Genomic DNA, 23,760 nt, shown 5'->3' on the forward strand with positions numbered 1-23,760 from the left:
AAATTATGCTAAAAGGATTACTTCATTGATAAATAGGCTTCTTGTATTTGAGCCATAAAACAAATATTAAAATCCCGCTAAAATTAGTAACAAAATAAAAAAGTAAATTAGCTAATAGTGGCGGTGATAGCAATTCATCATGAAATGGATCATAACCATAAATTTTGCCCAAAATTGCTTCTACGAATAATCCTCCACCCAAAAGCGTCAGGATTGAAACTAAAAAAGCATAAAAAATCTTTTCTGCTAGAATTAATTTATCGGTCGGAATTAAATAAATTAAAAGATTTATGAAGGTGACAAAGAAATATATATGAACCGGTGGATTTCCATAATTATTTCCATAATAGGGAGAATCAACAAATATCAAACACCATATAAGCACAAGGATTATTAGTAAAATGCGATATTTGATTAAGCTTTTTATCATTAGTGATTTATATGAATGTTGTGATGTATTTTTAACAAGCCCTAAAATTCCTGTTTTTATCTATTCCTTCCTAAGAATCCCCTCAGAGCAGGGCTTTTAGTGGCTGGCTCTTTATTCCACTTTTAACCCTTTCAAAAACTCATTGAATTTAGCTATATTCTCTTCGTACGTTTCTGGAGTAGAAGTGAAGTTTATAAATAAAAAAGACTTTGAAGTTTCAAGTAGTACAAACTGGCAATGATAAATTTTATTTTTAAAAAAGAGATACAGTTTACTAGAAACTCCATGCTCTATATTCTTTAAGTCTTTTTCGTTTCTTCCATAAAAAATGTGATTTTTACTAAAGAGCGTTTCTTGTCCAAACTTGTTTCCTGTAATATATATTCTTTCAAAATCTTCAAAATCCTTGAATTTACCTTTCTCAAATGCAGTAATCATAATTGCATTTTTTATTTCGTGAACAGCAGGCATAACTCCACCCCAAACATTTGTATTTCCCGATTCCATAACACTTAGCCAAGATGGTTTTTCTACTGAATAAGCATTTGCATAATCGTTGTAAGTTGAAACTTCTGTAGAATCAATCTTTTGATTTTGCCCAAAAGTTTGAACAATTATAAGTAAAAAGAAAATTAAAAGTAGTTTTTTCATATTGGTTTCTATGTGTTTTTTACAGCTTGCCAGTAACGTTTTGGCAATACCTTGTTATCTGCCACTTTAATCAATTTTTTTTCAACGCTTGAACTATTTTGCCAAGTATAAAATATGCCCTTGTATGGGGATACCAATTTCCATATCCGCCAGAAGTCATAGCAATGACCATATTTTCTTCCGGAACAACCACCAAATGATTGCCACCATTTCCTGATGCCCATAGATAGTTTATTTCGCTGCCACCAAACATTCTTTTTGACCTGTACCAAAGCATGCCATATCCGTCAGCCAAAGGATTATAATCCCCTATTGCAGATGAGTTTTCGCTCAATAACCTATTCATATAAGCATAATCGGCTAACTGTTTATTTCCCCATTTTCCTTTATTTGCAACCAATAAACCCAATTTTGCAAAGTCAAGCGTAGAAATATAAAGATTGCCAGCAGCACCAGTTTGATTAGCGGCATTGGTGTACCAGTAAAATTCTTTGATTCCCAAAGGGTCAAAAACTTTTTGCTTGGCATAATCTCTTAGGCTCATACCCGATTTTTCTTCTATGATAGCCCCAATCAAAACAGCATTGATGTCTGCATAGACCCATTTTTTTCCAGGTTCGGTTGATAGCGGGATGCTTAACAAATAGCTGACCCATTCATCCTTTGCTATCCATTTTCCTGCGTTACCCGGTGTTTTAGGGTTGTCCGAATCGGCATCTAAACCCGAAACCATATTCAGGAGATGGATGAGTTTGACCTTTTTATAATCTTCGTGAAGAGAAGGGTATTTTTCCTTAGGAAAAAAAGAGTAAACGTCCTGCTCTACATTTTTCACCAATCCGTCTTTGATAGCTACACCCAAAAGCAAAGCCGTAATACTCTTTCCAGCAGACCGAATATCGTGTATGTGATTACGCCAAAACGTATTGTAGTAATTTTCCAATACAATTTTATTGTCTTTAATCACAATCAGTCCTAGATAATCTCTTTGCTTGAATTTGGAAATGGTATCAGTAAGAGCATTAATAGAATCTTTGTTGAAGCCAGCATCCTCAAGACCAATAGCAGGAATATTGGGGATTGCGGTCATTTGTGCATACGTGGAACACGATAAGAACAAAAGGAATAGGGTCAAGATTTTTTGTTTCATACGTCGAATGGGGGTTTAGTATTATAGAATGGGTTTGGGTTTTATAATTTTTGTTTGCACGAGCTAGAAGCTCGCGCCAGCAAAGGCTTCCGATACTTTGCAGATTTACTGTCATACTTTCACTAAAGTTAATTTTTTTACACTAATTTCATTAATCAATAAACTTTTCTCAAAGCTTAAAATTTTGAATCTATTCTTCTTTTTCCCCATAACATCAATATTAATTGTCTGTAGTTTTATATTGATTGTCCATTTCCATGTTAATTGATTTTGATTCCTGCATCCACAGCTAATAATGTTAGGATTAAAATAAAATCGGTTGGGTAAAAAAAGAACTTCAGACGTTTCTGGATTTTGACTTTTTAAATGTTCTTTAAGTTCATATTGTTTATCCCGATCATCTGCTTTTATTAATACTATCTTATCTTTTGACGAAAAGCTATTTTCTTCCGCCGAAACAATCCAGCCACCTACAAAATCAATGGTTTCAATTTTCTGTGCTGTAACAGACCAGTACAGAATCAATAAAAGGAAATATAGAGGTTTCATCTTTTATTAACGAAGTTTACTGCTGATATAGTGTGGATTAATCATAAACCCGATAGCAGGGATTTGCACCTTAAATCCACGCTAAGTGTTGTGAATGTCCGCGTGATCGGGTTTTGGCCACGACCACGCCTATGCTTTTATTCGCACTCAAGGGTGTTGGGCGATTACCCAAAGTCCCATTTTAGGTACGACCATTACCTTGAAACGCCTGAAACAAAAGGGATATATTTCACTAACGGAAAACTACATTCAACCCAACCCATCTCTTTGCGAAACGCCGAGTAAGTGACCCGTATGCTCGGTGGTGTGAGAGGCTCTCCCTGTCAGTTTCTGGCAGGGCAGTCTACTCGATTAGCGGTAGTTATTTTGCCCATAATTTCTCTGCAATTTCGTTCAGTTGTTTAATGAATAGCTCCTTAGTTACTACCTCAATTTTCGCATTTTCTTTTGTCTTTTCTTGAATTTGCCTTTTGATAGATTTATAAAGTGTCTTACCGTGTGTAAATTTGAAAACTGATTTTTCAAATATTTCTTTCAATGCAATATCTAAATGTGTCGCTTTGTCTTTATGTTTTTCTCCAAATTCTTGTTTTCTTAATAGTTCAAATGACTTTGGTTTGACTTCTTCAATTCCCGTTTTTATAATTTCTTCCGCTTCTTGTTCTGATAGTTTTGGATGGCAAAGATTGATATGTTTAGCGTTCGCTAAATGACTTTCAATGTCAGTGCCTCTAGAAACGAAAAAGTGTATTCCAATTTTATTAAAGGTTTCTCTTTGTTTTTCAATTTCACTGTCGGGCAAATAATCACGGTCTCTATGAACAACTATTTCCATGTGTGGAAGTTTTTGTTTTACGAAAATTGAAAATAGAGTTACAGAGCCAATTTTAGAACAACCTTCGTACGAAATAAAAGAAGTTTCAGCAAGATTAAATCCAGATGCTTCAAAGACAAGTTTTAGTAAATTATCAGTTCCGCTATCTTCTGTTAGAACAAAGCACTTTTCAGTCCCTTTTATTTGTTTTAATTGTTGTTCTAATTCAAATTTTGCGACAATAGAAAGATATTCAGGGCTTGTTTTAAAATCCTCTAATGTCCTTAATTGTTTTGAGGATATAAATTCAACTAATGGTTTGATTTCTCCTTTATCTCCACTTTGCAACGCTTCATAATATTCTATTCTGTCATTAGGTTCTATGAGTATTGGCAAATAACCATAATTCATCAAAAGTATGTTCATTAAAAGTCTTCCTACTCTACCATTGCCATCTAAAAATGGGTGAGTAGAAATAAATTTGAAATGATACAAACTTATTATAACAAGTGGATGTATATTCTTGTCAAACTGCCCCTTTGCATACCAATCTGTTAGGTCAGAAAGAAGTTGTTCTATTTTTCCAGGCGGTGGGAATTGGATTTTTTCACCGTCTTGATTTACAATTAGAACTTCCTCTGTTCTGTAATCAGTTTCCGAAAAAAGTATTTCATAGAAAAGTTTGATGTCTGTCGGGCTTATAGGTTTGCTAACCATATCAAACATAAACAGTGTGCAAGCATATTTTCGTCCTATGTCGAGATAAATCTCCTTTTGAACTTCTGTTGCATTTTCAATTGTTGTTCCTTTTGATGTTGCCGATTTTAAAATTTCTTCCTTTGTGTCTGTTCGGGTTTCTGCTTTTAATGACGCTAAATGTTGCGTAATTTCTAACTGGAATTTATCCTTGATTATTGTCGTAACTGGGTCGTAAGAATTCAAGTGTTGAATTTCATCACGATGTCTGTCAATTACTGAGAAAATGTCGATATGTATGTTTAAATCCATTCTGATTGTTGTCGTTCGTTATAATTACCGCTAACGTTCCGCCACTTCTCGTCAGTTGCGAACTTCGGAACGAATTATTTTCTGTTAAAGATAAAAATTCTTGCGAAACGCAAACGTGAACTTACCACAAAATTCGCAATTGCGAGAAACGGCTGTTAGGCGATGTTTTATTTTCGTTCAAAGAAAAGTGCCATTTTATTCGATTTGTTAAATTCTATTTCTTCTATATTTTTCGCAATAAAGCAAACAATTTTACAATACATTCTATAAGCCAAAAGCATATCAAATTCTTTGTTTGTCATTGTCGCATTATGCACTATTGAATTTCTTTGATCAATTATATTCTGAATATTTTCGAGTTGGTTTTTCTTATTACGAGAGTATTTTATTGATTTATTAATTCTCTCAAGTATTTTTAAAACTTTATCTCCTTCATTGTCTAATAAAAGAGATTCAAGAGCTATGTTAAAATTTAGTATTTTATCCTCATCATTTACAGATTTTACACTTCTTCTAAAGTATTTTAAAGAATTACTAACCTTGTGATATGGAGAAAATTTAGGTTCTTTTGTAATTAAATAGTTTTTATCTCCTTCTGAAATTTTGTCGATTGAATTTAATGAATCTTTTTCCCATTTATAAATATTTTTCTTTTTTGCAAGTAAATCAATATTTAGGTGCATTTCATCAAATAGTAAAGTATAATTGTAATGAATTGGTAAACAAAACATATTTTCAGTATTATTTACATTTAGAGTAAGAAAATGTTCTAAATCTAAAGTTTCCCAATTATTTGTGTTTTTTGTTGAAAATAACTTTCCTAATTCAGATTCTTCGCTACGAAGAACACTTATAAAATAAAGTTTATTTGTTATATGAGATAATTTCTCAAGTATGATAGACAAATTGTCAAATGGTGTTAATTGCGTAAAGTTGAATTCAAATAAGAGCAAAGGATTTTTTGTTAACCATTTTAGACTTCTAGATTTATAAAAATGATGCAATAATGAAATATCTATTTTTTTTCCAAAAACCTTTTTAGCGTAGTTTACGATTAATTCCTGAGTTTTCTCTAAACTATTTGTTTGTGTGTTAATTTGGAAATTATCAATTTCTATTGAAGTTAATGAACCATTAAAGACATTTTTTAAACCAAAAAATTGGAAGCCAAAATTGTGAATTGGAAATATCACAATTGATTTAGCATCTAAATTATTTAACTCAATTAGTTTTAAAACATCTATTTTAAAATTATTAGGATTTGAGTTTTTTATACAGTTAAAAATAATGTCATCGAGTGCGTATGATGAAATGTATATATCTCTTTTTTTAAATTCTAATAAAAAATACCTCTTAATAAAGGTAAAATATTCTAACTCTTTATTGGCGATACTTTCTTCTGTTTCTGCATACCAATCTTCTAGACTATAAAAATTTTCAAACATTGATTTCCCTCTTATCAACCTTTGAATAGCATTTTCAGAATTTCTATTTAATTTTTTTATTGTCATTTTCTCGTTTCTGCGGAAAAATATCGCCTAACTTATTTATATGTCTGACGTTATCAGACATATCCACTCAAAAACAGTTGTATAAGTCTGATAAAATAATTTTTATTCCTTCCCAAAAATAACAAAAATTACTACAAAACCCCACCTAAAACCCTCAACCCCAATATTATTTTTCTAATCCCCAACATTTTTACCCTGAACGATGAGGTTCCGAACTTAAAAAATGACGTTCAGAACCTCATCGATGAGGCAAAAAGACACATCGATGAGGTTATTAACCTGATCAATCAGGTTTAGTGTATGGTAAATCATGTTCCGAACATTAAAATTGATGTTCCGAGGATGATAGTTCAAGTTAGTAGTGTGGTAAATGATGTTAATTGCTTCATTGATGAGGTAAAAAGGCTCATCGACGAGGTTATGAGTATGGTAAATGATGTTCAGAACATCAAATTTAATGTTCAGAACATCAATTTATTCGTCAATCACTTTTAGGATAAAAAAAATCTCCCAACTCCCATCTCCTAACTTCCATCTCATCAATGCATCACATCTGCCAGATCAATCTTATTCTTCCCCCTTTTGATAAAGAACACAATCGGAACACAGAGCAGGAACATCACCCCGAGGTACATAAAAATATCCATATAGGACATTACCGTGCTTTGTTGCAACACCGTAAGGTCGAGCACCTGATAGGCTTTTGCCAGCGATTCGTTGGAGGAGAACCCCTTCGACATAAAGCCTTGTTGCAGTTGATGGATGCGTTGTTGCACTTCAAAACTCGTTACATCAAGATGTGAGTTGAGGTTCACGCGGTGTTCCTGTGTAAATCGGGTGATAAAGGTGGTGATGATGGCAATTCCGAACGAACCACCCAGCTGACGCATCATACTCGTAAAAGCCGCTCCTTCGCCAATTTCTTTCCCCTTGAGGGTAGAAAGCGATAGGGTCGTGATGGGAACAAACAGCAATCCGAGTCCTATTCCTCTCAAGATCAAAGGCCAATATAAATGTTCTTCTCCCGTGTCGGGTGTAATGATGTTGTGCATCCAGAACGTAAATACAAAGAAAACAAGGAAGCCGGCGGCCACCATATAGCCTTGTGGAACGCCTCTCTGGATGAGTTTTCCGATAATCGGCATCATAAAGGCAGTGGTTATCGACCCGGGAATCAAGACCAATCCAGCATCAAGGGCTGTCCATCCGAGTATCGATTGGGTATAAATGGGCAATATCAAAGTTGAACCATAAAGTCCGAATCCGAGAATGAAACACATGATGGTTCCAATTCGTAGGTTTCCATCCTTCAAGACGCTAAGATTTACGATGGGATATTTATAAGTGAGTTCACGCCAGATAAAAGCCAGTAGTCCCACGACACTCAAGACCGATAGGAACACAATCAGTTTGTCGTCGAACCAGTCGTCCTGTTGGCCGTGTTCCAAGACAAATTGTAACGAACCAATAAATGCAATCAGGGAAATGATGCCCAGCCAATCCACTTGATTGGCCTTGAGCTTCTCGCCATATTTCGGACTTTTCACATAAGTTAGCGTCAAGAAAGTGGCAATGATTCCAAGCGGAATATTGATGTAGAAGATATAGGGCCACGAATAATTCTCAACCAGATAGCCACCCAATGGCGGACCAAGTGTTGGGCCAACGATAACTCCCATTCCGTAAATGGCCTGTGCCATACCTCGTTTTGCAACAGGATAGCTTTCGGTAATGATTGTTTGGGCGGTTACAAGTAAAGCTCCGCCTCCAAGACCTTGAATAAATCTAAAGGCAACAAGTTCCCAGATATTGGAGGCATTTCCGCACAAAAAGGAGGAAACGGTAAAGATGATGATAGAGGCGGCAAAATAATTCTGCCTTCCAAATTGTTGCGAAAGCCAGCTTGTCATCGGGATTACGATCACGTTGGCGATGGCATAGGCTGTAATTACCCAGGCCACATCGGTTAGGGTAGCACCAAGGCTTCCTCTCATATCCGTCAAGGCTACATTTACGATGGTGGTATCTACGATTTCAAGCAAGGCACACATTACCGCCGTGATGGTGATAATGACCCTCCTGAAGCCGTATTCCACTAAGTCGTCTTGTCCTACCATTTTTTGTTGTAAGTTATAAGTTGTCGGTTGTCGGTTTTCAGATAACTGACAACCGACAACTAAAAAAAACTACTTCAAATGCACATCCACATCCACATTCATTCCTGGACGGAGGAGGCTAACTTTTTTAGCATCGTTGTTCTTGTCAACCGCTATCTTTACTGGAAGGCGTTGGATTGTTTTTACGAAGTTACCCGTTGCATTGTCAGGTGGCAATAGGGAGAAGCGAGAACCAGTTGCTGGAGAAAAAGAGGTGATGGTTCCTTCAAACTCGGTATCAGGGAAGGCATCTACCTTTAGGGTTACTTTCTGTCCGATGACCATCTTGTTCAATTGGGTTTCCTTGAAATTGGCAATTACCCAAACTTCTTCGTTGTTGATGATGTAGAACAAGGATTGTCCCGGTTGCACCAATTGTCCCGGTTGGATGTTGATTTTAGAAACCTGCCCATCTATAGAAGCAGTGACTACTGTGTAATTCAGGTTTAGTTTTGCAGCATCAAGGACTGCTTTTGCACGGTTGATGTTAGCTGCCGCGATTTCTGTCTGCTTACTCGAAACATTCGATTTGGCAATGACTGCCGATTTTTGGAAATTGCTTGCTTTTTCCTGCTGTTGCAGAATCCTCAATTGGCTTTCAGCTTCCATTTTTGCCGCTTCGGCCTGTTCGAATTGTTGTTTGGTGATGGAGCGGTTTTTATATAAATTATTATAACGTTCAAAGTCGTTTGTTGCACGTGTCAATCGGATTTTGGCACTTTCAATATTTCCTCCCGCTGATTTTACATTGGATTCTGAAACCGAAATGCTTGCCAAGGCACTGCCAATATCGGCTTTTGCGGCCGCATAACTTCCTTCTGCTGCAATGATGGCCGCTTCTGCATCGGCAACGCGAACTAAATAATCTTTGTTGTCAATTGTAAATAAAGTATCGCCTTTCTTTACAAATTGGTTGTCTTTTACATATACTTTCGTAACATAACCGGTCACTCTTGGAATAATTGGGTTCATGTTTTTCTCAATCTGAGCATCGTCGGTCTCTTCGTGCGAAAGCGAATGAACATATTTGTAAACACCGTAAGTGGTTCCTACTATAATCAATACTGCAAAGATGAGTATGAATTTTTTGTTGGTTTTTTTATTTTCCATTATGTTAGTTGTTAGTAGTATTAAAAGATTGGGTTAGTTGTCCTGCCGCTTCAAGCAATTCGTAGTATTTCAGCACTACATTGGCTTTGGCATATGCCTGATTTATTTTTGTACTCAAGGCGTCAACATCAGCTTCAAGCAAATCGTTGGTGTCCGAAAGTCCGTTGTCGTATTTGTCCTTTACGATCCTGTAATTTTCGGATGCCTGATCAACTGCTTCCGTATAAACCTTGTCTTGCTTTACAGAAAGTTCGTAGTTTTCGCGTGCCACAACCATTTCGGCCTTGATATGATCGATTAGGATGGCTTGTTGGTATTGTATTTCTTCGAATCGGCTTTTGGCAACTTTCACCTCTTTTCCGTTTTTGAAGATGGAACTCAAGTTGTAGGAAAGTCCGACACCAACGTTCATCGCATTTTCAACCCGAACCACATTCTGCAAATCAAGCATTGTATAACCAGCAATTAGTGAAAGAGAAGGGTAGTAGTTGCTTTGTGCGACTTTTATATTCGCTTCAGTTGCCTTTTCGACAAATCGTAAAGCTTCAAGGTCTTTTCTGCTTTCTAAAGCTTCGTCTTCGGTTTTTATGGTGGTATTGAAAAGATTGGCATCCACATTATCCGGACTGACCACGATTTGGGTATCGGGCGAAAGCTTTAGAAGTGTAACCAGATAATAATTAATCAGGCGAACATTCTTTTCGGCTTCCGCCAGAGAAAGTTGCACATTCGAAACCTGAAGTTGGGCTTTCAATAAATCATTTCTCGCAATGATGCCGTTTTCTTCCATTGCCGTGAAATCGGTTACACGTTGCTGACTGCTTTTGAGACTTTCCTTAAAGAGTTCCACAGATTTCTGGGCCTTGTATAAATCAGCATAAAACTGAACGACCTTCATTGCGGTTTGTTCTTTTGAAAAACTAGCATTTGCAAGTTCCGAGTTATATAAATTCTCCGAAGCCTTGATGCTGTTCTTCAACTTAAAACCAGAAAAAATCGGCATGGTTACATTGGCTTGGGCCAAAATCAATTGGTTCACTTTTGGCGAAGCTGTGGCTTCCGCATCCGGATCTGCTGGTTCGGAAGATTCTTGAGACGACTGAAGGTTGATCTCGGCATTGGTCAACCGTAAATACTGTCCCGAAATTTTCATATCCGGATATTGGTACATCTTCGTTGATTCAACCTCGTAGCTTTTGGTGTTTACTTTGGAATTGGCTAAACTAACCTCGTCGCTTTTGGAAAGTGCTATGTTCACGGCTTCTTTCAAGGACAAGGTTGTTTTTTCCTGTGCCTTTACAGCCGAAATCCCCAATAGGAAAACTGCCGAAAGCAAGATGGGGTTACTTTTCATAGATGAGAAGTGCTTTTATGGTTTTTTGAATATGTTTTGTCAGGTCGTTGTGAACGTAACTATCAAAAGATTCATCGGTTTTGAGTCCGAGGGCTTCTTCATAATAGGGACGATTCATCTGGAAATGGAAGAAAGTTCCGAGGATGGTTGGAGGAATTAAAAGCACGTTTATGTCTTTTGCAAAATCGCCGTTTTCTTGTCCTTCATGGATAATTTGCTTCAGCGATTCTAGATTTCGCTTCTTGACTTCGGTAAAAGATTTGATGTTGGTTTGTCTTTTTTTAGACGATAATTCAAAATGAAGGATCTGATAAATGCCTTTATTTTTATTAATTCTTGCCACATAAAGTTCAATCAATTTATTAATTTTTTCGAGTGGTGCAAGAGCCTCTTTCAGCAAGTTTTCGAGTTGCATTTTGAGGTCGGAAGTTCGGAAAATAATCAGCGATTCGAGCATCTTTTCCTTCGAACCGAAGTAGTAGGAAACCATCGCGATATTGATTTTTGCCTCCTTGGAAATGTTCCGGATGGAAGTGCCGTCGAAACCTTTTTCGGCAAAAAGTTTTTCGGCAACTTGAAGAATTCGGATTTGTTTGTCGTTAAAATCTAAAGTCATTTACTGTAAAAAAATAGTGCATTACAAAACTAAACAACTGTTTAATTCAAACGTTTGTTTAATTTTATTTTAACATAAAGTTAACATTAATTAAGGCTGATTTATTCAATAGAGAATATCTATGCTGACTTTATTATAAATTAAAAACCAGTATTTTAAATATGATAGTGTAAAGTTTTGATTTAATTTAAAGTTTTACTGAAGCCAGTTCTTTAAAATTGTTTTTCCGTTTGGAGTTAGGATACTTTCGGGGTGAAATTGTACTCCTTTTACATCAAAAATAGTATGTCTGAGGGACATCACTTCTCCGTTTTCATCAACGGAAGTTGCTTCCAAAACTTCAGGCAGATTTGAATTGACAACCCAAGAATGGTATCGCCCTACTTCAATTTCTTTGTCTAAAGTATCAAAAAGTATTTCATCTTCAACCAAAATTTTTATGGTGGTAGAAACCCCGTGATAGACTTTTTCGAGGTTGGTTAAAGTGCCTCCAAAAACTTCTGCAATGGCTTGCTGACCGAGGCAAATTCCGAGTATGCTTTTTGTGGCAGAATAGGTCTTGATTACGTCTTTCAAGAGTCCGGCTTCATCTGGAATTCCAGGTCCGGGAGAAAGTAAAATTTTATCAAAAGGAACAACTTCTGAAAGCTCAAATTCATCGTTTCTAAAAACGGTTACTTCACAATCCAAGTCTTCAAGATAATGAACCAGGTTAAAAGTGAAGCTGTCGTAATTGTCGATAACGAGAATTTTTTTCATAGGTGGTTTTGTTTTCGGCTACGAAATTACAGTATTTTTTTTAGCCACAGATTTACAGATTAAAGGATTTTAAAATCTGTGAATTTAGGCAATATATTTAAACAAAAAAACTCCGAAGATTGCTCTCCAGAGTTTTGATTCTGATATTATTTTTCGTTTGAAATTAGAAAGCTAATTCAACAGCTAATTCAAATTCGTCGTTGATTGCTTTGTCTCCTAGGCTATCGAAGAAACTTCCTGAACCATATTTGATGTCGTATTTAGTTCTGTCGATTTTCAAAGCAGAAGTAGCTTTGTTTCCGTTTACAGTGATGTCAAAAGTGATTGGTTTGGTGATTCCTTTCAAAGTCAAATCAGCCGTAACCGTGTAAAGCCCGTTTTGTTTTGCTGCTACTTTTGTGAAGTTCAATTTTGCAGTTGGGAATTTCTCTGTACCAAAGAAATCATCTGCTTTCAAGTGACCTTCTAGTTTTTCTTTTCCTTGATCCGCTTTCAAGTCTGTAACTTGAATAGAGTTCATATCCACTGTAAAAGTACCACCTGTTAGTTTTTTTCCATTAAAAACCAAGTTTCCTTCCTTCAAGCTAACAGTACCTTCGTGAGCTCCTGTTACTTTTTTACCAACCCAGCTGATTTTGGTTTTCGCAACATCTACTTTTTTTGTCTGAGCCGTTGCTACAGTTGTTCCGAATGCTACTAGAAGAGCAATTGCAATAGTTTTAAAATTTCTCATTGTAATAAATTAATTAAGGTTATGATTATAAATTGATGAATAAATCCTTGTTTGATTTTCGCACTTTTTTGTAATGCTGTGCTGCATCTTCTTCGTGTCGGTAGCCAACTGCTGCAATTACCGCTGTTGCTAATCCTAGTTTGTCAAGGCCAAGAATTTCATCGAATTTCTGGGCATCAAAGCCTTCCATAGGAGTTGCATCCAATTTCAAATAGGCGGCAGTATTGATAAAAGTAGATAAGGCAATATAGGCTTGTTTCTTGGCCCAATTTTGTTTTGCGTTTTCATCCAAACCATCAATTGCGTTGTGGATCATACCGCTAAAACCTTCCAAGGCTTCAACCGGAATACCTCTCGTTTGGCTGATGTTTTCCATATAAGCTTGAACTTGCTTGTCGCCCAAGTTTTTCTCAACCGCAAAAACAAAAAGATGAGAAGCATCTGTAATTGACGATTGATTCCAAGCTACTGCTCTAAGTTGCTGTCTTATTTCTGGATTTTCTACATTAATGATTTTGTACGGCTGTAAACCATAAGAAGAAACGCTAAGCCTTGTGGCTTCAAGTAAAGTTTCCAAATCTTGCTGGCTTATTTTTTTCGTCGCGTTGTATTGTTTTGTTGCATAACGCCAATTAAGGCTTTCTAATAAATGACTCATAGGGGTAAATTAAATAGTTCTAAATTTTTCTAATAGGTTGTTGAGGGTTTCTAGCTCCTCGGTATTTAAATTCTGTACAAACAAACTTTCATGATGATCGACTTTTGGATCCAATTCCGCTAATAGATTCAAACCTTTTTCAGTAATCTGCACTTCTATTTTTCTTCTATTTGCAGGACAAACTTTTCGGGTAACCAATTCTTTCAAAAGTAATTTGTCAACTAGACGAGTGGTGTTGCTTGTCTTGGCCAACATTCGTTCCTGGATTAGGAACATATTAGCAGGACTACCTTTCTGGCCTCTCAAAATTCTTAATACATTGAATTGCTCTGCTGAAATGTCAAATGGTTTTAAAACTTCATTGAATTTCTCTGTAATGACATTTTGAGTATAATAAATATTCAAAACCGTCTTTTTTGGAAGAGGGAGTGGTGAACTGGATTTTATGATATCTTCTATTGTCATATTTGTTATTACAAAATTTGTAGGTACAAATGTAGCATTTGTTTTTATTTGTATGTACAAATGTCATTATAATTTTTTGTTAAAAATAAAAGGTGAGGTTCATTTAATGGTTAATTTTAGGCAATTAAAAAAAGAATATAATGAAGAAGATTTTATTGCTGTCGGGAGTTTTTCTAGTTTTTGTATTGATAACTGGAGTTTCGATTTTCAATGATAACGAGCCAAAACCTTTGAAGGTCTATCAGAAAGATGGCGTAGTGGTAAAGTCATACGATTATAATTCACTAGAATATTTTCTTAAAAAAGATAATGATACCACCTATGTAATCAATTTTTGGGCGACTTGGTGTGTTCCTTGTGTTGAAGAATTGCCTTCCTTCGAAAAATTGAATGCAGAATACAGGGACAAAAAAGTAAAAGTGATTTTGGTAAGTTTGGATATTTCAAAGCAAATTGAAAGCCGATTGATTCCTTTTATGCAGAAGAAAAAATTACAATCAAAAGTTGTCTTGCTCAACGATCCCGATGCAAACGCTTGGATTGAAAAAGTCGATAAAAATTGGTCGGGAGCCATTCCAGCAACGATTATTTATAAGAAACAAAACAGAAAGTTCTATGAAAGGAGCTTCACTTATGAAGAATTAGAAAAAGAAGTAAATCAATTTAATTAAATGAAATTATGAAGTCAATTAAAGTTTTAGCGGTTTTGGTATTGGTAGGAGTGATGAGTGCTTTTACCGTGAAGGATTCAGGAGGATACAAAATTGGAGATGCGGCCGAAGATTTCAGCCTTAAAAATGTAGACGGCAAAAAGGTTTCGATGAAAGATTATAAGGATGCAAAAGGTTTTATAGTAATTTTCACTTGCAACCATTGTCCTTATGCCATTGCCTATGAAGACAGGATTATCGCCTTGGATAAAAAATACAGCAAACTCGGTTATCCTGTAATTGCCATTAACCCGAACAATCCAGAAAAACAAAAAGACGATAGTTTTGATTTGATGAAGGTTAGGGCTAAAGAAAAAGGATTTACTTTCCCTTACTTGTTTGATGAAGGGCAAAAAGTGTATCCAAAATTTGGTGCTACAAAAACACCTCACGTTTATGTGATTCAAAAAACTGGAAATACAAATGTGATTCAATATATCGGAGCGATTGATGATAATTATGAAGATGAAAAAGCAGTGAAGCAAACGTATGTTCAAGACGCAGTTGATGCTTTATTGCAGGGAAAAGATGTTCCGGTTAAACAAACAAAAGCTATAGGTTGTTCGATTAAAGCGTAGATTATACCAAATAAAATTCGACATGAGTTGCACAGATTTTCACAAATTATAAAGTGAAAGTTTGTGCAATTTTTGTTAATGAATAGCTTTGCTAAATCGAAGATCTTAACTTTGCAAAACCGATTAAGATTTTTAATTTAAAAACAATACTATGAACTTATCACAAGAAGATTGGGTTTCACAACTGGAAGCCGACACAAACGCCGTTATTTTAGATGTAAGGACGGAAGACGAATGGAACGACGGATTTATTGAAAATGCAATCAACATTGATATCTATAAAGGGCAAGGCTTTATTTATGCAGTTGAAGAGCTGGATAAATCTAAAAATTATTATGTGTATTGCAAGGCTGGTGGAAGAAGTCAGCAAGCTTGTGACGTTATGAATCAGTTGGGTTTTGAGAATACCTACAATCTTGTAGGGGGAATGCTACAATGGTCTGGAAAAGTGATAGTTCCATAAAAATATTAAGAATTAATTAACTTTTTAAACTTATTTTTGTTTAGATTTGTTTGATTAACAAAAACTATTTTTTAAGTAATGAAAAAAAATATTAATAAGACGGGCAGTATTGTCCGTGCAATTATTGGTATTGTTTCAATTGCTTTGTCTTTAGCCGATTTTTTTGAGGATAGTATTGTTGATAATGGTTTGATGATAATTGGAGTTATTTTAATTGTAGCCTCGATAATTCAAATCTGTCCACTTTTTTATTTCCTCGGAATAAACACCAATAAGTCAAAGAAAGTGAAAATGTATTAACGAAAAAGAGCGGTATCTAACAAGAACCGCTCTTTTTTTATACTACAAAGTTAGATTACTTAACTTCCTTAATGCTAATTGCAAAACCACCACCCGGAGCTATTTGCTGTTTCAATTTTGTTTTAGATGTTACTTTCATCTTCTTGATTGCATACGATTGTGGATTGGTTTCATAATGGGCATCTTTTCCATCAGCATAAACGATTGCCTCGTAGTTTTTTCCTTTTGGAAGAAAACTGAAATCTACGTTAGAAATTCTAGCATTCTCATCTGAAATTCCACCAACGAACCATTCGTTCTTTCCTTTCGCTTTTCTGGCAATCGTAATATAATCACCAGGTTCGGCTTCAAGGATGTTGGTTTCATCCCAGTCGATTGCTACATCTTTTATAAATTGAAAAGCATCCAAATGTTTGTTATATGTTTCAGGCAAGTCGGCCGCCATTTGAAGCGGAGAATACATCGTTACATACAAGGCCAATTGTTTTGCCAAAGTGGTATGAACAAAAGAATTATTGTCAGGATTGTAAGCACTTACTTTAGTTTGAAAAATCCCAGGCGTATAATCCATCGGACCTCCCATCAATCTTGTAAAAGGAAGGATAGTGGTATGGTCTGCATTGTTTCCTCCGAAAGCTTCGTATTCTGTTCCACGAGCCGCTTCGTTTCCAATCAGGTTAGGATAGGTTCTGCTTAATCCTGTCGGACGAACTGCTTCGTGAGCATTGACCATGATTTTATAATCGGCTGCTTTGGTGATGGCATATAAATAATGGTTGTTTGCCCATTGTCCATAATGGTATTCGCCACGTGGGATGATGTCGCCAACATAGCCACTTTTTACAGAATTATAGCCATTTTCCACCATAAATTGATAGGCTTTGTCCATGTGACGTTCGTAATTTCTGATCGAACCAGAAGTTTCGTGGTGCATCATCATCTTCACACCTTTAGAAGCGGCATAACGGTGCAATTCCTTTACATCAAAATCTGGATAAGGGGTTACGAAATCAAAAACATAGTCTTTTGATTTTCCAAACCAATCTTCCCAACCTTCGTTCCAGCCTTCAACCAAAACCGCATCAAATCCGTGTTTTGAAGCAAAGTCGATATATTCTTTTACATGGGCTGTATTGGCGGCATGTTTTCCATTAGGTTTTGTTTTAGAATAATCCAGTTCTCCTAATTTTACGCTTGTCAAATCATTGTAGGCCCAAGAGCTTTTTCCAGTAATCATTTCCCACCAAACACCAACGTATTTCACAGGCTTGATCCAAGAAACGTCTTCGTATTTTGTTGGTTCGTTTAGGTTGAGGATTAGTTTGGAAGCTAGGATCTCGGTTGCTTTATCGCTTACCACTATGGTTCTCCAAGGTGATTGTGTTGGAGCCTGCATATAACCTTTATCGCCAATGGCATCGGGTGTCAGGAAGGAATTCAATATTAAATTCTTGTCGTCAAGTTCCAAGTGCATGCACGAATAATCTATCAATGCCGCTTCGTGGATGTTGATGTACAAACCGTCCTTGCTCTTCATCATCAATGGCGTTTGAAGTCCCGTGTCTGAAAAAGGATGTTGTGAAGCATTTGGCGTTACCGCCGCTTTCATCTTGCCTCTAACTTCAGATAAATTTGAAGTTACAGTACTGTATTCCTGCGTGTCAAAATCGCCCGGAAGCCAGAAAGCCTTGTGGTCTCCCGCCAATGCAAATTGTGTTCTTTCCTCTTTTATAACAAAATACGTCAGGTTTTCCTGTTCTGGAAATTCATACCTGAAACCTAAACCATCGTTAAAAAGGCGGAAACGTATTTTGATCTGTCTGTCTTTTACTGATTTCTGAGCCAAGGTAACCAACAGCTCGTTATAGTTGTTTCGGATTGTTTTTTGTTCGCCCCAAACCGGATTCCAAGATTCATCAAAAGTGGTATTCTCTGTTTTTACAACCGTAAATCCATCTAAAAAGGAAGGCACGTCCTTGGTTTCTATTCCTAGTTTACTTGATTTTATTACAGGTTTGTTCTTGTAATTCAATTCATAGGCAGGAACGCCATTTTGTATGAGGCTGAATTTTAAGTTGAGATTTTTGTCTGGTGACGCTATCTCTTGTGCTTGTGCGAATAATCCGAAAGCAACAAGAAATAAGGCTGGGATAAATTTGTTCATAGATAAGTAAAATTATAAGATTATCATTTTAATTATCGTAAAAATAGAAAAAACACAATAAAAAGAATAGTTTTATAAAGAATGTTTGAAGATAAAAAACAAATACAACGTTGTAGTAGCGTGTTTTGTTGAAAGTTTATTGCTTTACAATTTTATCTTTCTTTTCGGCCATGAGTTCAATCTCGGTTTTCTCTTTTTTGATTCCCTGACGGAGATAGGCCATCAAACTCATATAGGTGTTGGCCACCCAAACCAGAGCAAAACCTGCAATGATATAGCCTCTCCAATCGTCTAACAGCAAATGGAAATCCGTAAAAAGGATAAAGAAAATCGTTACATAATGGCTGAAACAATATTCGCATGTAAAGAGGTAAAAAAACTTACGTTCCATTATTGATCTGCCTTTATGAGAACGTTTTATGCAGTATTCCCTTGGTTCACGAAATACCTCTTCATGGGTTACTGTCCATGCGACACAGGCCACTGGAATGGCCAATATAAAAAGCCAAAGTAATTGTAAAGTGATGCTCATAGGGAAGGGGTTTTATGACAAAGTAATAAAAAAACTTTGGTATCTACTATTATCCCGCTAGAAATGCTGTTATGTTAGTTTTCCTTCAATACCATCGTCCATCGTTTTGCCTGTAAATAGGGAAGCCACCATCTTGGCAGCAACAACCACCTTGTTGTGCTTGTTGTTCCAATAATAGCCGTCATCAAAAGTGAATTTAATTACTGACAAATCCGGATCATCTATACCACCCGGCATCCAAACTTTGATGATGGGATTCCAAAGTTCTTCGATCTTGTTCCTGTCGTAGGAAATAGTTGCTTTTCCGTGAAGTGTCAGGAACATGTCGTAGCCTTTTGTGTAAAAGAGTTCAACGGTATTATCTGATTTTATCTCTTTAATCTTGTTTGATTTCCTATCGGTCATGAACCACAGATTGCCTTCATCGTCAATCTCCAAAGCCGACATAGGTCTGGATTGAATTTTGCCGTCCTTGTAGGTGCAAAACATACAGGTTTTCATTTCTTCTGCAAGATCCTTGATCTTTTCAATCGCTTCGTCGTTGTTGAGGTTTTTTTTATCTCCCATTGGTATTTTAGATTAGTAGGTTGGGGTATTATATTGTAAGTTTAATTAGGACACTTTACTGTTCAGCATTTCTACAACTTTGTTTGGAAGTCCTTGATAATCGTCCATCATAAAAGGTTTCAATAATGTTCCAACAATGCCTAAATGGCTTGCTTTTTCAGTTATGGATGGATTTATGGTTGTAGAGAATATAATGACCGATATTGATGCGTTTTCCTCGTTCATCCGAAGTATTTCGGTAGCTTCTAGTCCGTTTAGGATTGGCATATACATGTCCGTCAGTATCACATCCGGACGTTTGTTGTTTTTTTTCACTGCATCAATGATTTCCTGCCCGTTGTTTACACAAGCTATTATTTCAAAGCTCGAACTCTTTTCAAAAGCTATTTTTAGAAGATCAATTTCATCGAAATCATCATCGGCAATGATAATACGCAAAGGTTTTTGTAATTGCATTTAAATTAGGGTTCTAGTTAATCTCTTTTATGTTGGGGCAAAAAAGGTTAATACAAAGCTATTGGTTTCGTGCAAATGTCTTATTATAAGATTTATAACATACTTTATACAATTTCAATTTAAGAAAAAAATGATTTCTTATATTTGAGGTGCTTTCAAATTTTTTATTTTATGGGTTTTCAAATTTCACGATACAATAAAGAAATCATTCTCTACGGAATTTCCCTGGCACTACTTTTTGTACTGCTTCGATTTCTGGAGTTTCGTTTTCTTATCATTAGTCACAGTTTTGAATTATATGTTGGTGCTATTGCTGTTCTTTTTACCGTTTTGGGAATTTGGTTGGCCAAGAAACTCACTAGTCCCAAAGTGGAAATGAGGATTGTAGAACGATTTATTGATGGTTCAGCATTTATAATGAATCGAAGGGAAGCAGCAAATCGAAAAATCAGCAAGCGTGAACTCGAAGTACTTCAATTGATGGCACAAGGAATGAGCAACAAGGAAATTGCCGAATCGTTATTTGTGTCACTCAACACCATCAAAACCCATTCTTCGAATCTATTTGAAAAACTGGAAGCAAAACGACGCACCCAGGCTGTTGAAAACGCAAAGAAGTTAAGGATAATCAGCTAGTACTTTAGGAGGAATTCCGGTAAAATCATCCTAAAGTATGAGTGAAGTTGTTGTTTTTTAATCAACATTTGCAACCTAATCTAAACTTATAATTATGAAAAAAACAATCCTAATTTTTGGAAGTATTGCTGGAATCATCGTCACTACAATGATGGTTTTCGCCACCTATCAATGCTATAATAATCAAGAGAATTTTGAACCAAGTATGGTGCTGGGTTATCTTGGCATGCTGTTGGCTTTTTCGTTTGTTTTTGTAGGCATACGTAATTTTCGTAACAATTACAATGGAGGTGTGATTACATTTGGCAAAGCCTTTAAGGTTGGTTTTTTGATTGCACTTGTAGCTTCCATTTTTTATGTTGGCGTATGGCTGATAGAATATTATTATTTTATTCCTGATTTTATGGATAAATATATCGATTTTGTCATCAATCAGTCCAAAGCCGAAGGGCTGACTGATGCGGAAATGCAGGTTAAAATTCAGGATATGGAAACCTATAGAGAATGGTATAAAAATCCGCTTATGGTGATATTACTCACTTTTTCAGAAATCTTACCTCTTGGAATAATAGTATCACTCATCAGTGCTTTGATATTAAAGAAAAATCCGCAACGGATTAATTCCTAAAAAAATAAAGTATGGCAAAATACCCACCAAAAACTATTGAAGAATATATCCTTGCCTTTCCTGACACTACTCAGGAAAGGCTTCGTGAGATTTGGGCAATCATTGTAAAGAACGCTCCAGAAGCAGAAGCATCCATAAGTTATGCAATCCCGACCTTCAAGCTAAAGGGAAAGCCATTGGTTTATTTTGCCGGATTCAAAAACCACATTGGGTTCTATGCCTTGCCAACAGGTCATAAAGCTTTTGAAAAGGAATTTTCGGTTTATAAAACAGGTAAAGGTTCAGTGCAATTCCCTTTAGACAAGGAACTTCCAACAGATTTGATACTAAAGGTTGTGGAATTCAGAATAAATGAAGTTTTAGAAAAACAAAATTTGAATGAGTAGTTTTTCTAATCTATATCACTTTTCGGCCTCTTTCAATATCTTCTAAGGTAGCACATTTAGCTTCTATCACTTCCTCATCAATCGTGAAAGGAAGGTGAATGAATTCTACCTCAGAAAGATCCTCCCCCAAATAACCGGCTACATCTTTCAGATGAAAAAACCATTCCTTGTCAAATTGTACTTTATGGATCGTTGCGTCTTTGAGCAGTATGCCTAATTTTAAACTCTTGTTCATCTTGCGGAAAAATCTTTTTTGCAAAGATAATTGAAGATTTTAAATGGCAGTGTGTTTGAGCGTTTGCAAATGCTTTCAAGACTATGAAATAAGATCGTTCTTCTTCTTGCGGAATTTTTTACATGAGTTTTGCCCGGGTCTTGGTCGGGATATGTTCGGAAATGATACCTTTTTTGGCAAGTACATTATGGCGAGAAAGGTAGCAGTGCTGCATTAAGGGTATAGTATATACGAAGGAACTACGACGATAACACGAAGGAAAGCGCCACCTAATACGGTACGGGTACGGTATAGGTACGGTATGGCTATGCTTTAATGGGTTTTGAAAAATGCTTTTTTAAAAAGGAGAATGCCTTGAATTTGAAGTAGAAAAAAAGGGTTTCTTTTTTATTATTGTAAAGATACATTTTTTATATTTATGCTCATTAACCACGTTAAAAATATTCGCCATGGCAAAAAATACAGGCCTAATAAAATTTACGGGCAAGCTCGGCAATCTTTCTGCAAGGGAAACCCAATATGGTAACATTATCTCTACACCTGGAGGCTTTAATGGCGACCGCATCCGGACAGAGGAACGCTATGAAGCTACCCGCCAACTGGGTACCGAGTTTGGGAGATGCTCGAAGATTGCATCCCAGCTCTATTCCACCCTTACTTTTTACCTGCAAACTTTGCCACATCCGCACATGTATGGCTACATCCAATCTTTGATCACGAACATCAAGGGATGTGATGCCAACTCGCCAAAAGGCGAAAGGAGCTTTGGAATTGGCCTTCAGACCGAACAAGGCAGGAAGATGCTGCATCATTTTTCTTTCAACCCAAAGAGAAACTTGCAGTCTGTGATGATGCAACAATATGATGTTGGCCTGGAAACAGGGAAACTTGTGCTGCCGGGCTTCAATATCCAGAAGATTTCTTTTCCCAAGAGTGCAAGGAAGCTGGGGCTTCAGCTGGTGCTGTTGCGTCTGGATACCGAAACGCCCATTTGCAGGATGGAAACAAGCACACTTTTCCTGATTTCCCCAAACGATGAAAATACAACCATCAGACTTGAAGCCTGTGTCCCAGAAGGTAAAGGTGTGTTGATTGCCCTGCTTTATTTTGGCTTTTGCAGTGAGACAAACGGGGAGGTTTATTTTTTAAAGCATCCGAAGAATGTATTGGAGGTTGTGGGGTTCTTATAGCATATCCGTTTATGTCCTCAAACTCTTAATAAAATACTGCCACGTGAAGCCCCAATTATTGGGGCTTTTTGTTTAAAGAGAATTAACAGGGGTGCATTACTGTGATTTTTATTCCCAAATCATGCAAGCCATTATAATTTTGTAAAATTATACAAATATCTAACAGTAGGTATTGTACAATTAAATTAGAAGGTTTATGTTTGTTAAATTTATCACAACAAAGATTGCTATTTTATAAAAAAAAACGGATCAAACTCTTACTGCTATGAATAGAAAATATGCCTGCTTTTCAACCTTACTGCTCTTCCTTGCCGGACCTGCCGTGCATTCCCAGGACATCCTCTGGGAGAAATCCTATGGTGGCCGCCATGCGGAATACCTTTTCGACATACAGCCCACGGCCGACTACGGCTTCATCCTCGGGGGAAGCTCGCTCTCTATGAAGTCGGGCAACAAGACCGATCCGGGAAGTGGCGACCTGGACTACTGGATATGGAAGATGGACGAGCACGGTGGTGCCGAATGGCAGAAGAGCTTCGGTGGAGGAGCAAGCGACCTGCTTCAGAGCATCAGGACCACGCACGACGGAGGCTTCTTGCTTGCAGGGACCTCCAACAGCCCAAAGGGCTTCCAGAAGACGGTTGAGGGCCACGGGGGGAACGACTACTGGGTGGTCAAGCTCGATGCAAAGGGCGACCAGATGTGGCAGAGGTGCTTCGGGGGCATCGGGCAGGACGATCTGCAGACGGCGGTGGTTGCCCGGGATGGTGGCTACCTGCTTGCCGGCACCTCGAATTCTTCGGCACCTGCAAAAAATTCAAAGGCTGGCGAAGGCACGAAAAAGGAAAATACAAGAGGCAATACGGACTATTGGCTCATCAAGATAGATGCCGACGGGAACGAGCAGTGGCAGAGGACCTACGGCGGAAAATATGCCGACCAGCTCAGGGA

28 protein-coding genes and 1 pseudogene are annotated in these 23,760 nt (G+C 36.8%); 10 read left to right on the forward strand and 19 right to left on the reverse strand.

The genetic code is table 11. The features are described 5' to 3' along the window. Positions 1-22: 22 nt before the first annotated feature. The 6 genes from J2X31_RS08785 to J2X31_RS08815 form a co-directional block, all read right to left on the reverse strand. The gene (locus tag J2X31_RS08785; RefSeq protein WP_310026080.1) at positions 23-430 is read right to left on the reverse strand and encodes a hypothetical protein; all 408 of its coding nucleotides are present in this window, start codon (positions 428-430) and stop codon (positions 23-25) included. 111 nt (positions 431-541) lie between these two features. Further along, complete coding sequence (locus J2X31_RS08790) at positions 542-1,081, reverse strand: hypothetical protein (RefSeq protein ID WP_310026082.1); 540 nt, start codon at positions 1,079-1,081, stop codon at positions 542-544. A 70-nt stretch (positions 1,082-1,151) separates the two neighbouring features. Continuing rightward, entirely contained in the window at positions 1,152-2,231 is a 1,080-nt protein-coding gene (locus tag J2X31_RS08795; RefSeq protein WP_310026083.1) for a serine hydrolase domain-containing protein, read from the reverse strand. Between the two features lie 111 nt (positions 2,232-2,342). Beyond that, on the reverse strand, positions 2,343-2,780 hold the full coding sequence (locus J2X31_RS08800) for a hypothetical protein (RefSeq protein ID WP_310026084.1): 438 nt from the start codon (positions 2,778-2,780) through the stop codon (positions 2,343-2,345). 361 nt (positions 2,781-3,141) lie between these two features. After that, positions 3,142-4,602, reverse strand: coding sequence for a Fic family protein (locus tag J2X31_RS08810; protein ID WP_310026087.1), 1,461 nt, complete (start codon positions 4,600-4,602; stop codon positions 3,142-3,144). 167 nt (positions 4,603-4,769) lie between these two features. After that, entirely contained in the window at positions 4,770-6,113 is a 1,344-nt protein-coding gene (locus tag J2X31_RS08815; RefSeq protein WP_310026090.1) for a HEPN domain-containing protein, read from the reverse strand. A 300-nt stretch (positions 6,114-6,413) separates the two neighbouring features. On the opposite strand from J2X31_RS08815, the gene J2X31_RS08820 reads away from it, so the two are divergent. Continuing rightward, complete coding sequence (locus J2X31_RS08820) at positions 6,414-6,608, forward strand: hypothetical protein (RefSeq protein ID WP_310026093.1); 195 nt, start codon at positions 6,414-6,416, stop codon at positions 6,606-6,608. A gap of 44 nt (positions 6,609-6,652) precedes the next feature. Here J2X31_RS08820 and J2X31_RS08825 read toward each other — a convergent pair whose 3' ends face one another. The 8 genes from J2X31_RS08825 to J2X31_RS08860 all read right to left on the reverse strand — a co-directional run bounded on the left by J2X31_RS08825 (position 6,653) and on the right by J2X31_RS08860 (position 13,964). Continuing rightward, on the reverse strand, positions 6,653-8,230 hold the full coding sequence (locus J2X31_RS08825; RefSeq protein ID WP_310026095.1) for an MDR family MFS transporter: 1,578 nt from the start codon (positions 8,228-8,230) through the stop codon (positions 6,653-6,655). A gap of 69 nt (positions 8,231-8,299) precedes the next feature. Continuing rightward, positions 8,300-9,379: an HlyD family secretion protein gene (locus J2X31_RS08830; RefSeq protein ID WP_310026097.1), complete on the reverse strand. Its 1,080-nt coding sequence runs from the start codon at positions 9,377-9,379 to the stop codon at positions 8,300-8,302. Between the two features lie 4 nt (positions 9,380-9,383). Beyond that, positions 9,384-10,733 carry a TolC family protein gene (locus J2X31_RS08835; protein ID WP_310026099.1) on the reverse strand — a complete coding sequence of 450 codons (1,350 nt, stop codon included), beginning with the start codon at positions 10,731-10,733 and terminating at the stop codon, positions 9,384-9,386. Continuing rightward, positions 10,723-11,349, reverse strand: coding sequence for a TetR/AcrR family transcriptional regulator (locus J2X31_RS08840; RefSeq protein ID WP_310026101.1), 627 nt, complete (start codon positions 11,347-11,349; stop codon positions 10,723-10,725). The genes J2X31_RS08835 and J2X31_RS08840 overlap by 11 nt, the downstream gene beginning before the upstream one ends. Positions 11,350-11,544: 195 nt before the next feature. Further along, positions 11,545-12,108 carry an anthranilate synthase component II gene (locus J2X31_RS08845; protein ID WP_310026102.1) on the reverse strand — a complete coding sequence of 188 codons (564 nt, stop codon included), beginning with the start codon at positions 12,106-12,108 and terminating at the stop codon, positions 11,545-11,547. 163 nt (positions 12,109-12,271) lie between these two features. Next, entirely contained in the window at positions 12,272-12,841 is a 570-nt protein-coding gene (locus J2X31_RS08850) for a YceI family protein (protein ID WP_310026104.1), read from the reverse strand. 25 nt (positions 12,842-12,866) lie between these two features. Then, positions 12,867-13,499 carry an NAD(P)H-dependent oxidoreductase gene (locus J2X31_RS08855; protein WP_310026107.1) on the reverse strand — a complete coding sequence of 211 codons (633 nt, stop codon included), beginning with the start codon at positions 13,497-13,499 and terminating at the stop codon, positions 12,867-12,869. 9 nt (positions 13,500-13,508) lie between these two features. Beyond that, positions 13,509-13,964 carry a MarR family winged helix-turn-helix transcriptional regulator gene (locus J2X31_RS08860; protein ID WP_310026110.1) on the reverse strand — a complete coding sequence of 152 codons (456 nt, stop codon included), beginning with the start codon at positions 13,962-13,964 and terminating at the stop codon, positions 13,509-13,511. A gap of 140 nt (positions 13,965-14,104) precedes the next feature. Between J2X31_RS08860 and J2X31_RS08865 the strand changes: the two genes are divergently transcribed. The 4 genes from J2X31_RS08865 (at position 14,105) to J2X31_RS08880 (ending at position 16,015) form a co-directional block, all read left to right on the forward strand. Beyond that, complete coding sequence (locus J2X31_RS08865; protein ID WP_310026112.1) at positions 14,105-14,635, forward strand: TlpA disulfide reductase family protein; 531 nt, start codon at positions 14,105-14,107, stop codon at positions 14,633-14,635. Between the two features lie 8 nt (positions 14,636-14,643). Further along, positions 14,644-15,252: a thioredoxin family protein gene (locus J2X31_RS08870; protein WP_310026114.1), complete on the forward strand. Its 609-nt coding sequence runs from the start codon at positions 14,644-14,646 to the stop codon at positions 15,250-15,252. Between the two features lie 151 nt (positions 15,253-15,403). Continuing rightward, entirely contained in the window at positions 15,404-15,715 is a 312-nt protein-coding gene (locus tag J2X31_RS08875) for a rhodanese-like domain-containing protein (RefSeq protein ID WP_310026116.1), read from the forward strand. A gap of 78 nt (positions 15,716-15,793) precedes the next feature. Beyond that, positions 15,794-16,015, forward strand: coding sequence for a YgaP family membrane protein (locus J2X31_RS08880; protein ID WP_310026117.1), 222 nt, complete (start codon positions 15,794-15,796; stop codon positions 16,013-16,015). 55 nt (positions 16,016-16,070) lie between these two features. Here J2X31_RS08880 and J2X31_RS08885 read toward each other — a convergent pair whose 3' ends face one another. The 4 genes from J2X31_RS08885 to J2X31_RS08900 form a co-directional block, all read right to left on the reverse strand. Next, positions 16,071-18,179 carry a glycoside hydrolase family 97 protein gene (locus J2X31_RS08885; RefSeq protein WP_310026119.1) on the reverse strand — a complete coding sequence of 703 codons (2,109 nt, stop codon included), beginning with the start codon at positions 18,177-18,179 and terminating at the stop codon, positions 16,071-16,073. 136 nt (positions 18,180-18,315) lie between these two features. After that, on the reverse strand, positions 18,316-18,711 hold the full coding sequence (locus tag J2X31_RS08890) for a hypothetical protein (RefSeq protein WP_310026121.1): 396 nt from the start codon (positions 18,709-18,711) through the stop codon (positions 18,316-18,318). 69 nt (positions 18,712-18,780) lie between these two features. Further along, the gene (locus J2X31_RS08895; RefSeq protein ID WP_310026123.1) at positions 18,781-19,278 is read right to left on the reverse strand and encodes a pyridoxamine 5'-phosphate oxidase family protein; all 498 of its coding nucleotides are present in this window, start codon (positions 19,276-19,278) and stop codon (positions 18,781-18,783) included. Positions 19,279-19,323: 45 nt separating this feature from the next. Continuing rightward, on the reverse strand, positions 19,324-19,734 hold the full coding sequence (locus J2X31_RS08900; RefSeq protein ID WP_310026125.1) for a response regulator: 411 nt from the start codon (positions 19,732-19,734) through the stop codon (positions 19,324-19,326). A 171-nt stretch (positions 19,735-19,905) separates the two neighbouring features. On the opposite strand from J2X31_RS08900, the gene J2X31_RS08905 reads away from it, so the two are divergent. The 3 genes from J2X31_RS08905 (at position 19,906) to J2X31_RS08915 (ending at position 21,384) form a co-directional block, all read left to right on the forward strand. Then, entirely contained in the window at positions 19,906-20,370 is a 465-nt protein-coding gene (locus J2X31_RS08905) for a response regulator transcription factor (protein ID WP_310026127.1), read from the forward strand. A 94-nt stretch (positions 20,371-20,464) separates the two neighbouring features. Beyond that, a complete protein-coding gene (locus tag J2X31_RS08910; RefSeq protein WP_310026129.1) occupies positions 20,465-20,998 on the forward strand; it encodes a DUF4199 domain-containing protein in 534 nt (177 codons plus the stop codon). Between the two features lie 11 nt (positions 20,999-21,009). Next, positions 21,010-21,384 (forward strand): iron chaperone, encoded by a 375-nt coding sequence (locus tag J2X31_RS08915; protein ID WP_310026131.1) that lies wholly within the window; start codon positions 21,010-21,012, stop codon positions 21,382-21,384. Positions 21,385-21,394: 10 nt separating this feature from the next. On the opposite strand, the gene J2X31_RS08920 is transcribed toward J2X31_RS08915, so the two are convergent. Beyond that, positions 21,395-21,619, reverse strand: a complete 225-nt coding sequence (locus tag J2X31_RS08920) for a hypothetical protein (RefSeq protein ID WP_310026132.1) — start codon at positions 21,617-21,619, stop codon at positions 21,395-21,397. A 449-nt stretch (positions 21,620-22,068) separates the two neighbouring features. On the opposite strand from J2X31_RS08920, the gene J2X31_RS08925 reads away from it, so the two are divergent. After that, a complete protein-coding gene (locus J2X31_RS08925; protein WP_310026134.1) occupies positions 22,069-22,809 on the forward strand; it encodes a hypothetical protein in 741 nt (246 codons plus the stop codon). 265 nt (positions 22,810-23,074) lie between these two features. Then, positions 23,075-23,760: pseudogene (locus tag J2X31_RS08930) on the forward strand (T9SS type A sorting domain-containing protein); the annotation flags it as partial.

Origin of the sequence: Flavobacterium arsenatis (assembly GCF_031456785.1) — a bacterium.
Taxonomy (GTDB): Bacteria; Bacteroidota; Bacteroidia; order Flavobacteriales; family Flavobacteriaceae; genus Flavobacterium; species Flavobacterium arsenatis.

Coding starts and splice junctions, on each gene's coding strand:
- J2X31_RS08785 (WP_310026080.1), bottom strand. CDS start 430: ATGATAAAAAGCTTAATCAAATATCGCATTTTACTAATAATCCTTGTG.
- J2X31_RS08790 (WP_310026082.1), bottom strand. CDS start 1,081: ATGAAAAAACTACTTTTAATTTTCTTTTTACTTATAATTGTTCAAACT.
- J2X31_RS08795 (WP_310026083.1), bottom strand. CDS start 2,231: ATGAAACAAAAAATCTTGACCCTATTCCTTTTGTTCTTATCGTGTTCC.
- J2X31_RS08800 (WP_310026084.1), bottom strand. CDS start 2,780: ATGAAACCTCTATATTTCCTTTTATTGATTCTGTACTGGTCTGTTACA.
- J2X31_RS08810 (WP_310026087.1), bottom strand. CDS start 4,602: ATGGATTTAAACATACATATCGACATTTTCTCAGTAATTGACAGACAT.
- J2X31_RS08815 (WP_310026090.1), bottom strand. CDS start 6,113: ATGACAATAAAAAAATTAAATAGAAATTCTGAAAATGCTATTCAAAGG.
- J2X31_RS08820 (WP_310026093.1), top strand. CDS start 6,414: ATGGTAAATCATGTTCCGAACATTAAAATTGATGTTCCGAGGATGATA.
- J2X31_RS08825 (WP_310026095.1), bottom strand. CDS start 8,230: ATGGTAGGACAAGACGACTTAGTGGAATACGGCTTCAGGAGGGTCATT.
- J2X31_RS08830 (WP_310026097.1), bottom strand. CDS start 9,379: ATGGAAAATAAAAAAACCAACAAAAAATTCATACTCATCTTTGCAGTA.
- J2X31_RS08835 (WP_310026099.1), bottom strand. CDS start 10,733: ATGAAAAGTAACCCCATCTTGCTTTCGGCAGTTTTCCTATTGGGGATT.
- J2X31_RS08840 (WP_310026101.1), bottom strand. CDS start 11,349: ATGACTTTAGATTTTAACGACAAACAAATCCGAATTCTTCAAGTTGCC.
- J2X31_RS08845 (WP_310026102.1), bottom strand. CDS start 12,108: ATGAAAAAAATTCTCGTTATCGACAATTACGACAGCTTCACTTTTAAC.
- J2X31_RS08850 (WP_310026104.1), bottom strand. CDS start 12,841: ATGAGAAATTTTAAAACTATTGCAATTGCTCTTCTAGTAGCATTCGGA.
- J2X31_RS08855 (WP_310026107.1), bottom strand. CDS start 13,499: ATGAGTCATTTATTAGAAAGCCTTAATTGGCGTTATGCAACAAAACAA.
- J2X31_RS08860 (WP_310026110.1), bottom strand. CDS start 13,964: ATGACAATAGAAGATATCATAAAATCCAGTTCACCACTCCCTCTTCCA.
- J2X31_RS08865 (WP_310026112.1), top strand. CDS start 14,105: ATGAAGAAGATTTTATTGCTGTCGGGAGTTTTTCTAGTTTTTGTATTG.
- J2X31_RS08870 (WP_310026114.1), top strand. CDS start 14,644: ATGAAGTCAATTAAAGTTTTAGCGGTTTTGGTATTGGTAGGAGTGATG.
- J2X31_RS08875 (WP_310026116.1), top strand. CDS start 15,404: ATGAACTTATCACAAGAAGATTGGGTTTCACAACTGGAAGCCGACACA.
- J2X31_RS08880 (WP_310026117.1), top strand. CDS start 15,794: ATGAAAAAAAATATTAATAAGACGGGCAGTATTGTCCGTGCAATTATT.
- J2X31_RS08885 (WP_310026119.1), bottom strand. CDS start 18,179: ATGAACAAATTTATCCCAGCCTTATTTCTTGTTGCTTTCGGATTATTC.
- J2X31_RS08890 (WP_310026121.1), bottom strand. CDS start 18,711: ATGAGCATCACTTTACAATTACTTTGGCTTTTTATATTGGCCATTCCA.
- J2X31_RS08895 (WP_310026123.1), bottom strand. CDS start 19,278: ATGGGAGATAAAAAAAACCTCAACAACGACGAAGCGATTGAAAAGATC.
- J2X31_RS08900 (WP_310026125.1), bottom strand. CDS start 19,734: ATGCAATTACAAAAACCTTTGCGTATTATCATTGCCGATGATGATTTC.
- J2X31_RS08905 (WP_310026127.1), top strand. CDS start 19,906: ATGGGTTTTCAAATTTCACGATACAATAAAGAAATCATTCTCTACGGA.
- J2X31_RS08910 (WP_310026129.1), top strand. CDS start 20,465: ATGAAAAAAACAATCCTAATTTTTGGAAGTATTGCTGGAATCATCGTC.
- J2X31_RS08915 (WP_310026131.1), top strand. CDS start 21,010: ATGGCAAAATACCCACCAAAAACTATTGAAGAATATATCCTTGCCTTT.
- J2X31_RS08920 (WP_310026132.1), bottom strand. CDS start 21,619: ATGAACAAGAGTTTAAAATTAGGCATACTGCTCAAAGACGCAACGATC.
- J2X31_RS08925 (WP_310026134.1), top strand. CDS start 22,069: ATGGCAAAAAATACAGGCCTAATAAAATTTACGGGCAAGCTCGGCAAT.